At 55.6% G+C, this 11,706-nt stretch carries 8 protein-coding genes; 3 read left to right on the top strand and 5 right to left on the bottom strand.

The features are described from left to right. Positions 1-50 precede the first annotated feature (50 nt). Complete coding sequence (locus tag Pla100_RS04910) at positions 51-632, top strand: YgaP-like transmembrane domain (RefSeq protein WP_146576458.1); 582 nt, start codon at positions 51-53, stop codon at positions 630-632. 61 nt (positions 633-693) lie between these two features. Here the strand turns inward: Pla100_RS04910 and Pla100_RS04905 are convergent, their stop codons facing one another. Then, complete coding sequence (locus tag Pla100_RS04905) at positions 694-1,566, bottom strand: NADP-dependent methylenetetrahydromethanopterin/methylenetetrahydrofolate dehydrogenase (protein ID WP_146576457.1); 873 nt, start codon at positions 1,564-1,566, stop codon at positions 694-696. A 166-nt stretch (positions 1,567-1,732) separates the two neighbouring features. After that, the gene (gene fae, locus Pla100_RS04900) at positions 1,733-2,230 is read right to left on the bottom strand and encodes a formaldehyde-activating enzyme (protein ID WP_146576456.1); all 498 of its coding nucleotides are present in this window, start codon (positions 2,228-2,230) and stop codon (positions 1,733-1,735) included. Positions 2,231-2,337: 107 nt separating this feature from the next. On the opposite strand from fae, the gene Pla100_RS04895 reads away from it, so the two are divergent. Together Pla100_RS04895 and Pla100_RS04890 are read left to right on the top strand one after the other, a co-directional pair. Further along, positions 2,338-3,513, top strand: a complete 1,176-nt coding sequence (locus tag Pla100_RS04895) for an ATP-grasp domain-containing protein (RefSeq protein ID WP_146576455.1) — start codon at positions 2,338-2,340, stop codon at positions 3,511-3,513. A gap of 279 nt (positions 3,514-3,792) precedes the next feature. Beyond that, positions 3,793-4,284 carry a hypothetical protein gene (locus Pla100_RS04890; RefSeq protein ID WP_197167695.1) on the top strand — a complete coding sequence of 164 codons (492 nt, stop codon included), beginning with the start codon at positions 3,793-3,795 and terminating at the stop codon, positions 4,282-4,284. Between the two features lie 736 nt (positions 4,285-5,020). Here the strand turns inward: Pla100_RS04890 and Pla100_RS04885 are convergent. The 3 genes from Pla100_RS04885 to Pla100_RS04875 all read right to left on the bottom strand — a co-directional run bounded on the left by Pla100_RS04885 (position 5,021) and on the right by Pla100_RS04875 (position 11,408). Further along, positions 5,021-5,422, bottom strand: a complete 402-nt coding sequence (locus tag Pla100_RS04885; RefSeq protein ID WP_146576454.1) for a BlaI/MecI/CopY family transcriptional regulator — start codon at positions 5,420-5,422, stop codon at positions 5,021-5,023. Positions 5,423-5,832: 410 nt separating this feature from the next. Beyond that, positions 5,833-10,800, bottom strand: coding sequence for a protein kinase domain-containing protein (locus Pla100_RS04880; RefSeq protein WP_146576453.1), 4,968 nt, complete (start codon positions 10,798-10,800; stop codon positions 5,833-5,835). Continuing rightward, positions 10,797-11,408 (bottom strand): RNA polymerase sigma factor, encoded by a 612-nt coding sequence (locus Pla100_RS04875; RefSeq protein ID WP_186775516.1) that lies wholly within the window; start codon positions 11,406-11,408, stop codon positions 10,797-10,799. The genes Pla100_RS04880 and Pla100_RS04875 overlap by 4 nt, the downstream gene beginning before the upstream one ends. Positions 11,409-11,706: the final 298 nt, after the last annotated feature.

Below are 11,706 nucleotides of genomic sequence, written 5' to 3'. Positions count from 1 at the left end.
AAGGTCACCGTCTGCCATCGATTCCACCTGTTTTCTTAAAGGATTTGCTCATGAATCGCCAACTTACTCTTTCCTCAACAGCGTGTTGTCAGGCTGATGAACGCCGCAACGTCGGGCAAAACGAACAGATCGGTTCGCTGTTGGCCGGAGGTGGTTTGATCGTGTACGGCATGCTGCCCCATTCAAAACTACGTTTAGTCGGCCTGATCGCCGGCGCGTCATTGATCTATCGAGGTGTCACGGGACACTGCGAAGTCTACCAGCGACTCGGCGTCGATACCGCTCAAGACGAGAAGCAACCAGGCGTTGCTAATGGACACGGTCGAAAGATCATCTCGACGGTTCATATCAATCGCGATCGTCGCGATTTGTATGACTTGTGGAGAAACTTATCGAACCTGCCCAACGTCATGCGGCACTTGCAATCCGTCACGCCGCTGGACGATCAGCGATCGCGTTGGACTGCGTTTGGTCCCTTCGATCAAACGCTGCAAATGTCACTCGATGACGCTCCCGAAATGTATCGCGTATTTCAAGAAAAACAGGACGAATGCGTGAAAGTCGTTCTGACGCCCGACTCGATCGGGCAATCCAATAACATGGCGGCCATCGCCGGTCATACTCAGGCCTGATGTCGTTTTCGGCTTCACTCGCGCGACCGTTTTGTGTCAGTCATCAACTGACCGGCCGTTTTCAAATGAGTTGCCGCGTTAGTTCATAGACTTCGTCGGCGTCAACGACTTGATCATTGGATTGAAACAGTTTCGCGATGGCGGCTTTGTGCGTTCTCATCTTCAATCCGCCCACGCCGATCGGCCCGTAAACGACGGTCTGGCGGTCTTCGCCGAGTGGCTTGGCTTTGTCGAACGCTGCGATGCCGCCGATGCCCGCCGGAGGGACGGCGTTGAGATCGATCGCGACTTTCAGGTCGCTCAGTTGATTCAATTCTTCCTCACTCATCAACTCAACGCCAGCGGCACCACAAGCGAAGATGATTTGGGCACGCTGCAGCATGCTCAGTTTGGCATCATCGTCGTCCGGCGCGGCGGCTTCGAGTCTGGCCTCGTTTACTTTTGCCCTGATGGCATCGCACGCCGATTCGGCTCGCTCGAGTGAACGGCTCGTCAGGATCACGTGCGAGCCTTCGCGGGCGAGCATCTGGGCGACGCGGCGACCGACCGGCCCGGTTCCGCCCAGAACGACGGCGGTGGAATCGCTCAGACTAGTGTGTTTCGATGCCGATGCGACGGCCGCAGCGGCGGTCGTGTTGCATCCCGATGCGTCGAGCATCACCGAGACGCGAACGGGACCGAAGAACGCTTTTTGAACGGCCTTCAATAACGCTTCGGCTTTGCCGACGTCGTTGCCGCCAATGAAGATGGCGGTGTTCTTGAGGTCGTCGCCGCCTCGAGTGAACATCCCGCCGTGAACGAGGCCTTCGACGTTGGACGGGTCGACGTTGCCGTACTGAAACAAGTGATCGACACCCGCATCGATCGCCACCACACCATCGAACGAACTCGGGTGAGCGTCGACGTCAAACTGAAATAGAATCTTGGCAGACATGAGGTTGTCCTCGAGTGGCAGTTAACGAGTGGCCGTTAAGTTGAGTTCAAGAAAAAAGCTTCGGGAAAATTTCCCGAAGCTCTCATAGCGAGTCGAAGGCGATGTCTTCGGTTTCAACAGTAGGCTGGGTCGAGCCGCTTCGGCGAAGACCCGGCAATTCAATCAACTAGAAACCCTTGAACGGGTGAGCCGCCGTGTCTTTCTTGGCGAGCATGTCGTCGACGGTAGGCTTGCCGGCCATGGCCGATCTGAGCGACTCCTTGGTCGCCTCGTAGTTGTACTTGTAGATTTTTTCGTCGTCTTCGGCGGCGGGGTGAATGAACACGCCGCAAACGCAGACGAGTTCTTCGGCTTGATCCTTTGGAATGATGCCTTCGCTGACCGCGTCGGCGACCGCTTGAGCGACGGCGGCTTGAGCGGGGCCGAACATTTGGACGGCTTGCTTCATGCCTTTGATCGTCACTTTCGTGATCATCACGGTCGATGGCTTGACCGCAACGTTGGGTTCGAGCACGGCCAACAGATTCGTGTGGCCTTCGCTTTGGTTAGCCAGAGCGTTGGCGAATGCGTTGCCGACGGGGCCGTTCTTGCTACCGATCATCAAATCGATGTGTGCAATCTCGTTGCCGTCGCCGACCAGGGCTTCTCCGATGTGAAAATGCATGACAGGATGCCTCAAGGAAAGAGTAAGGGGTTCTACAGAAAGCGACCGGTGGGGAACCCGAGGTCCTTGCCCCACACGAGGTTTGCACCAAGAGTGATGGGTGGGTCTTGCAGGCGGAAACGGTAACAAACTCGAGCAACGACGCCAAGCAGGCGATCGATTCGCAGCCCCAGGATTCGCGTATTCCAGGCCGGTCGATCGTTTTAGTAGGGGCGTCGGTCCGCTGGGCCGCTCAATCCGCCCGGAGGGCCGGATACCGCGTGATCGGCATGGACCTGTTCGGCGACACCGATACCCTCGCGGTTTGCGAGCATTTTGAACAGATTCCCGACGAAACGGCGGCCGATCCGGAACGTTTGCGGGCGTCGATCGAACAGTTGTCTCGGCGGATGAAGGCGGATGTGAAGATTGTCGGCGGAATCGCATCGATTTCAAGCGACATCGGAATCTCGGACTTAATCGCCGCCTGCGAGGGAGGCCCGATCTCTGTCCCCCCCACTCTTTTCGACGAGATTTCTATCCGACAATCGCCGCTTTTTACCGGCCAGTGGTTGATCAAAAAACATCGCTCAGCCGGCGGATTGGGAGTTCAGTGTTGGGACCCCGCGAATGCGTCTTTGGTCGAAGCGTTCGAGTCTCATGAAAATTATTTGCAACAACGCGTTCGCGGTCGCAGTTTTGGCGTCGTCGCGATCAGCAACGGTTGCGAAACTCGAATCCTGGGGTTGTCCCGATCGTTCCGCAAACGCATTGGTCGGCTTCCGTTCGTGTACGCGGGCTCGATCGGACCTTGGTTCGAGCCTGGTTTCCCTCACCAAGCGATTCAACGGGTCGCCGATCGCCTCGCTCGATCGCATCACCTGCGTGGTTTGTTCAATCTCGATTTGATTCGTGACCGTGACAACCGATGGTGGTTATTGGAGGTCAACTGCCGGCCCAGCGGATCGTGCGAAGTCATCGAACGCGCCGCGATTCATGGCGGCAACTTCGGCGAGCACCAATCACTCATGAGGATGCACTGCGATGCCATCGCCGGGCACCCCATTGAATGGAACGAACTTCCATCGATGTCCATTCATTGCAAACGAATCGTCTACGCCAAACAGGACGGTCGTTTCCAACCGAACCGAGCACCCGCCGGAATCGCCGACATCCCGGAATCAGGAACGCTCATATCAGCCGGCCAGCCGATCGCAACCTTGTTGATCGATTCGTTCACGCCCAACGACCGAATCGCTCGGCGAGTTCTCAATGGATGTCGACAACTTCAAGCGGCATGTTGATTCAGTCGGCATCGTAACCCGATGCGTCAGCGAGGGATTGAACGCCATTCATTCTTTTTTAAGTATCCCTCGCTTACGCATTTTGAAGACTGCACTTTTCTCGTAACCCGATGCGTCAGCGAGGGATAATTGATATTGGCTCATCCCTCGCTCACGCATCGTGTTTCGATGAGGAGAGACCTTGGGGACATAGCACCGCAGAGGCAATTGACTTGGCATCCTGTGACGGAAGTCATGACGACGTCGAAATTGCTGAATTGGTAGCCAATGAGGTGCGTGATGGCACGGATGAGTCGAGCGGAAGTTTTTGATCCGGGCGAAGTCGCGGTCGGACACGTGTTTAGCCGTACCGTCAGACGGTGCTTTCTCATGGGCGTTGATCCTGTCTCTGGGAAGAACTTTGACCATCGCAAGGCGGACGGTTCGCCGATGAAACCGACCCAGCCGGAGATCAACTCCATCGCCGGTTGTCCGATTAAGCGTGAAGAGATTCGGCGTCGTTTGAGTGATCTGAGTTGGTGGATGCGGTTGCTGTGCCAGCGTGTGGCAATGCGGTCCAACCGCGAGGACGAAGAACACGGTCGCTTTTTCCAAGATCGATACAAGGCGACTCGGTTTGGATCAAGCCTCTTAATTACTTCAGCTCATTGGCCCAACAGGCCGATCGTGGATGAGGCAGGCACTTTTCTCATCGCAAACGCCGCCAGACCTGGCAAAACCCAAGCCGTCGAGGCTTCGGTGCAGGCGACTCTTGTTGAATCAGGGATGTAGCTCCGTTAAGCTACATGCGGAAGAGCTGGCAAAGTGTCGTGTCCCCAAGATCTCCCTTTGAAGCACCACTTCACTCCGGTGCAGAGGTAGGTTTAGTCAACAAAGACGCCTGACCCATTTGGCCGCTTCCCCAGCCCCATTCGTGCTGATTGCTGGGTCACGATTTTGAGCAGTCTGGAGTCCGTGTTTGGTTGAACCGTTCGCCGTATCCGTGAGCTGCCAACAACCGACAGCCCAAATCGTCCCAACATCAAAAGGACGCCGATGGCGTAGGCGATCAGAAGGGAAGGTGCATACGATTGGATCTGCTGCGTCCATGAGACGGACGTCACCGAAAGACTAGGTGTTTCAAGCGGCCTTGCAACTGGCGACTCTGGCTCAGCAGGCAACGCTGGTGCCGGCAGCATCGGAACGTCCGCTCTGTTGTCTTGCGGGATCGGTTCGCTGACGCTTGCCACGGGAGTTGCCGGTGACTCGACCGGAGAACCTGCGACCAACAAAACTGGCCCACGCGATTTGTGTACCCAGGCAAAAGTCGAAGCAACGCAAATCGGCAGAGCGAAGAAGGCGAGACAAGCAAGCGTGTACCGTCTACTTGATGAGCTACGCAAAACGATTGAGGACAATCGTTCTACAATCGTCAGCACGAGTGCCACGAGGCAACCTTGCCACAAGAAATGACCGAACGTCAGCATCCCTTGCAACGACAACTCAGACCAATCGACCGATAGTTGGCTCATGATCGGGCCTCCCGCATCTTCTTGTTCAACAACTTACGAAGGCTCGCCAACTCCGTTTCATCGGACTGCGTCACATCGAAGAGGCTCAGCATCACCGCCTCCGCCGAGCCATCGAAAACTCGTTCCACCAAATCGCCCAGCATACCCTTGGAGACATCGTCGCGACCGATCAGCGGCGAGAACCGAAACGCCTTACCTTGCATCGGATTCAGCTTTTCGACCTGCCCCTTGTCGACCATCGTGCTCAGCATCGTGATCAACGTGGTATGCGCCAGCTTTCGACCGTCATTGGCCAGAGATTCACGCACCTGGCGAACCGTCATCGGCTCCGCGTCCCACAGCACTTTCAGTATTTGCAGCTCCAGCTCCGTCGGATGCTCCGAATTCGGTCTCGCCATCACTCGCTCCCTGACTGGTTTTCTAGATAACTAGAGAATAGTGACGTGAGTCCGCAGGGGCAACCCTATTTCTAGGGCTTTAGAATTAGCGAAAGGGACTTGACGGTGGTCGCTGCTACTTGTTACTCCGGCCGGACAAGCCCGGCGGAAGCGAAACTAAACTCACGCATCGAGTTGGGATTGGTGTGTTTTTCTGCTGCTCGCCTGACTACGCAATGCGCAGATCGCGACAGGTTTGCTCGTAGCTGGTTTCTAAGTCCAGTGAGATGGCGAGGTCTTCGGTCAACCACAGCGGCAAGATTCTCCGAATTCGTCGCAGGGCCAATTATTCTCTCAATTTGTAGTGGAAATCGCCAGAAGTCTCCTTTCGAGACATGAGTGAATTCTGGATCAGAAATTCCCCCGGCACATTATTTGGTACTCGGTACACTCTTTGGTGCTTGAGCGGCGTTGTCCGAACGATCCGTCGCAGACTTCCCATCGTAGCTTTGTTTCTCGGGCTGTGTTTGCTCCGACCGGGTCTTCGCCGCCCGTCCGCGCAGCAGAATCTTTTTCTGTGTTGGACGCTCGTTGATCGTCAAACGGTTTCCCTCCAACTTGTAGTCCGCTTTGCTAAATCGGTCCTTGCCGTCCTGGAGCCAACGGATCGTGCCTGCCGTCGGATCGACCTCCACATCGCACGCGAAGTGGCCTGCTGTTGCGAACTCAAAGTGCAGTCGATTGCCACGAAACGTCCAGTGATCGGGCCGGGTGATTTTGCGTGCCTTGCCATCAGCATCAACCGCAGACTCCAGGTGCCAAACGCCTTCGAGTTCCGTCATTGCAACGTCTTCTCCCCATCGCTCGCATGTTTCGGCATCGCGCCAATACTCGGCATTCTTGACTTTCCAACGTCCGCCTTCGGCACGACTGACCAGGATTTGGCCTGATGGAAAACTCAGTTTCGTTGAGTCAGCGGTAAAGTGAAACATGGCTTCAACGCCAGTGCGTGTTCGCGATAACCAATGGACATGTGACATTGATAGCTGAATCGGAGTGTTTTCGTCTTGCTCGTGTAACTCTGCACTGGCAAACGAAAGACATTCGGACAACGCCTCGTTCCCGCCGACAGTGGCTAGATAAACGAACCCCAGGAGTTGACGCTGCATGTCCTTTGACAAGCCGGCGATCCCCGCTGGTATCGCCGGGTCGACACGTTCAGGATGTTGCGGCTCTATGTTCATCAGGTCATACAACTCGCCATCGTCGACCACTGTGACTCGATTGCCCGTTTGGTCCCAAAGTGAGTAAGGCAGAGGATCTCCGATGTTCAACTCTTTGGCAGTGGTTTCCAGATTAGATTGCAGCGCAGCGTAGTCCTGCGCGAGCATTGGGTGTTTATTCTTAATTGGAAACAACTTGTCGATCTCTCGCCTGCTTCCCCGCTGCTTCAATTCTTCGACAAGTTTCTCCACTTGTTTTGGCGAGACTCGGGTTTTTACCAGTGGCGCATTCACACCGTAGACAGCCGCAATGCGTCCATCTGGAAACATTCGTAAGATGGCTCCTGGCTTCCCACCCCCAATTGATTGAGCCGCTCGGACATCCCAGGCGACCACCCAACCCTTCATCGCAGCGAGTGCGTCAGGGTTTTCGCCAGGTTTCCAACCGTCTGGAAAAACGGCACTGTCGTCGCTATCGGTATTCTTGCGCGCCTTTTCGCGGCGGCATTTCAGGTAGTAGACGTTTGAGCCTTGAATAACACGTTTCGGTCGAAACGATTCTGCAAAACAGATCGTCAGCGTATCACCATCGCACTGAATGACTCCTTGATAAAGATCCGGCTTCCCTTTCGGTTCGCCATTGGGGTCAAACGTCAGGTCGATTGCCTGAGGTGCGTTCGCTGACAGGACATCCGCCCCAGCCTTTGGCCAAGTCAACCTGATTGGGCTTTCCCAGATTACTGAATTGACAGTGACCAGCATGAGGTCGCCGTCGATCTTCATCCGCATCGGTCGCAATTCATCGTCATGGGGCTTGAATCCATCAACGAGTGACTCGACGATCCAGTTTCCTTGAATGTCATTCTGTAAGCTCTTGCTGACCTGCCCGCCCTGATCGCCGTATTTCGTTGAGGATGTTCCATCGTTTCGATAACGAAGCGACAGTGATTTCAGTAACACCAAACGATGCGATGATGCGTCACGCTGAATGATTAAACCAGGGACGATTTGTCGATTCTCGATTTCACCGTTTTCGTCGCGCGATACCGTTCCAGACGCAACCAGATTGCTTCCTACTCCCTCCGGCATCCTTCCCGTTTCTGCGATCTTCGCGAGTGCTTTCGCGATATCATGCTCGCCATCTTGATCGTACTCTTGAGATGCGATACGAAACCCATCACGCAATTCCGCCTCGGTCAAATCTGGAATCGGCGGATCGAAAAGTATTCGACGATCCTCAGCCGATTGCTCGTTAAACTGCTTCGTCGCCTCCGCCAGCGTCGGTGCTAGGCTTGAGGCTATCGCTCCATCGTTTTCGCTACGTTGGGATTCGCCTCGAGGGTTAGCAGTGTTCGACACCGCTTCTTTGGCCAGCGTTTTCTTCTGAATCCACGAATGAAACTTACGCTCCAACACAGTGAGCGAGTCGATGTCCAAAGGCTCTAAAGCAGCCACTTCGCTCTCTTGCAACGAGATCACAAAATGGACGAGCGCTTCGTTTCCCCATAGATCGACGAAAAACTGGCAGAAGGCAGTTGATTGAGCGACGAAATTCTCGTCAGCTTGACGCTTCTTCGCGCCGCTCGGAGTATTGGGCCCGACGGTAGCGACTGAGTGCTTCAGTAGGTCCTGTAGTGGCATCAACTGCTTTGTGTCACGAACTCGTCGCAAGGTCGCCCACTGATTTCCCGAGTCCTGCTCCGTCATGCCGGTGCGAATACCGTTACTCAACCATTCGGGCAAGACAAAGTTGATGCGTTGATTTAGAACGAGGCGGACGATCAAGGTGGGGAGATGCGTGTCGAGCAATTCGGGAAGCGTCCCATGATGGACGATCGTGGAGGCTCCAACGATGGTGCCAAGCCCCTTCGTCGACTGGAGCTGTATGACGATCTTGATCGGAGGATGCTCTCCCGCCCGAATCTTTTGTTGCAGGGGACCACCCCATTGCTGAGTCACTTCCTCAATCAGCTGCAAAACGCGTTTCTGGACAGCTTTCTGGGTCTGCTCGTCCCCCCCCACGACGACGACGTTAGGCGACTTTTTTAGATGGGCGGCACCTTTGTCAGCAGCCCTACCTGATGATTCGCCTTGTGCTTCAAATTCGACGTTCACCAATCGCAAGCTGTGGCCGTCTGCTATGGCTTCCTCTATTTCGGATTGCGGATCGTCTTGCGTCAGACTGGGTGCTGGAACGGGTGTGTGGCGATCACCAATGCGCATCGTGCGAATAGTATCCTTGTACCACAACGCCCCGATCGAATAGATCGCTTTGCGGGGAACGAACAACCGCGCCTTCCAAAATCCAGCCCCATCGTCAGGCGCCTTTTCGTAAGACTCCAGACGACAGTCGTAGGCAATTCCCCACTGAACCTTCGCGATGGCGTTTGATGCTGTGTCATGAGCTATGATTCCGTCGGCTAGAACAGTCAGATAGCGACGTCCAACATTACGCTTCATCATTTCTTCTGGATGCCACTCGAGCTTCAGAGGAATGGTTACGAACGAACCGTCGAGCAATCCCTCTCGAGTTTCGACATCAGCTTGCGACGCAAATGGAACATTGTTTTTCAGAGGGCTTGCCTCGTCCCTCGACTGCGTAATTTTGGCAATCCAGTTCTCGCCTCGGTTCAGCGTGACTTGGTTGCCTGTGAGCTGGTAGCCGTCGATGCCCTGGACAATCTCAATGATGTATTTACCGGCCTTCAATCGCGTTGTCACGCCGTCCTCAGTGACCGACAACTGCTGGACAACTTTGTCGCCTCGCATGATGCGGATCGGGACTTCCTGGTCACTGCTACTTTCAATCGTCAGCGTGCCTTTGTTCAATTCCAGCACGATCAACACGCCTGCGAAGATCAGCGAGAATCCGAAGGCGGCAGCGGCAATCAGTTTGCCGATCGGTGGGTAGCGGAAGTCGTCAAGACTTTCGGATGCGGGGTTTGCACTGCGAGAGCCGAAACTCTTGACGACTTCCGCTACGGGATTCGTGACGGCTTCGGGGAGCGGGGTTGTGGTTGGTTGCTGGACGTGGGCGAGGCAGTCTTCGAGTAGATCGGCCACTTGCTCGGCGGAATCAAAACGGTCGTTGGGGAATTTGCAGTGCAGGCGAGCGACCAGTTGCTCGAACCATTCGGGAACTGACGCTTCGATCTCTCGCATGGGGCGTGCAGGCTCGTTGACGATGCGTTTGAGCACTTCAAAGCTGTGGTCGCCGCGAAAAGGTGGGCGGCCAGTAGCCATCGCATAAAGCACGCTACCGAGACTGAACAAATCGCTGCGGGCGTCGATCTGCCGAGCGTCGGCTTGTTCGGGTGACATGTACTGCGGCGTGCCTGCGATCACTCCCGTGCGAGTCACTGAAGCATCGTCGGCTGCGCGAGCCAAGCCGAAGTCGGTGATGGTAACACGTTCGACTCCCTGCTCCAACAAAATGTTCGCCGGTTTGATGTCGCGATGCACTAGGCCCTGGGCGTGAGCGGCAGCGAGTCCCGATGCGATTTGTACGCCGACTCGTAGCGTCTGCTCGATGTTCAACGAGCCTTCGGTATCGATACGTTTTTGCAATGAGATTCCGCCGACGTAGGGCATCACCAAGAATGGCAAGCCGTGCCAGTCGTCGACACGATGGATCGCGATCACGTTGTCGTGCCGAACCGCCGCTGCGGCTTGGGCTTCGCGAGCGAATCGTTTGCGTGCATTACCGTTCGTTGCCAAACGAGGCGCTAGAACTTTGATAGCGACGTAACGGTTGAGCGACGACTCAAAACCCTTTAGCACGATCCCCATGCCACCATGGCCGACGATACCGACAATCTCGTATCCCGCAAATCGACCTAACGACTGCGGATCGTCGGTTGGATCGAGCCAGCCACGTATCTCGCGAGAGAGCACGTCGGCCGTTTGTTGCTTGGTGATGGAATCCTGTTCGCCTGATAGCAGCGACGTGATTGCAGAGACCTGTTCAGGGCTGTCGTACTCGTCGGCTGCCAGCAGGTTTTGAGCTTCCTGCCATGACACATCGCGTTGGGCGGCAAGTTGGATTTGCTCGGCACACGACTCGCACTGCGTCAAGTGCAGTTCCAGCACTTCGGCTTCGCTGCCGCCAAGCGTCCCTTGGAGAAACTGTTCCAATGCGTCGGGGTTGCATTGCGTTTGAAGCTGTTGTCGATTCATGATTGCGTCGCCTTTTCTTCGTGATCGTATTGCCCAGCCACTTCCTGCAGTCGACGTAGAATCCGACTGCGAGCCGCGTAGACCGCGCCGGTCGAGAGCTGCAATTTTTCGGCTGCCTCGGGAACCGAGAGTTCGCCGAGCGTGGTCAACCAGAACGCTTGCCAAGACGTGTCCTTGAATTCATCGCGAACCAGTTCGGCGGCTCGACGCAGCAGGCTGCGATGATGTTCCTGGTCGATCAAACGCTCCAGTTCGCTTGCCGGTCCTTCGATTGTTTGCGATTGCAGTAAAAACTCACTGCCGCCGCCCGCTGGCTCACGTCCCGACTTTCGCAACGTGCTAATCAATGCGTTTCGAGCGATCGCGTACAACCAACTTCGGAAGCCACCTTTGCTGTGATCCTTTCGCCACTCCGGCACCGCTTTGGCAACCGATACCATCACTCGCTGCGTCAGATCTTCGGCGTCGCAGTGCTGCCAGCCCGCTCGCCGAGCAACCCGATAGACCACCGGACGATAGATCGCATCAAACCGATCCCAAGCCGCACGATCCTCAGGATCGCGGACGCGAATCAGCAGACTCTCGCTCGTTTCAGGTGTTGGTGTCATCACTCGCATATTCCTCTACAAAAGAATACGCGACTCAGCCCCATTCTTTGACACAACGAGCAAAAAGTTATGATTTTGCATGTGTATCGCGGCGCAATGCGGATTCACCAGCATTGAGTCGTTGGCTCCGCCGGGGCAAGCCCGGCGGAAGCGGGGAGGCGGATACTTAGCGCGAATGCTTCCGTCCGGGCTTGCCCCGGCGGAGCAAACAACTGGCAGCTACCATCGCTGACTCAACGCGTCCCTCTCCCTCGTTCATCCTTGGTTTTCCGCTTCGGGCTTGCCCCGGCGGGATCAA

This window comes from Neorhodopirellula pilleata (genome assembly GCF_007859915.1).
Lineage (GTDB): Bacteria > Planctomycetota > Planctomycetia > Pirellulales > Pirellulaceae > Rhodopirellula > Rhodopirellula pilleata.
The sequence above is the reverse complement of the archived record's forward strand: the minus strand, read 5'-3'. Positions and strand labels throughout refer to the sequence as shown.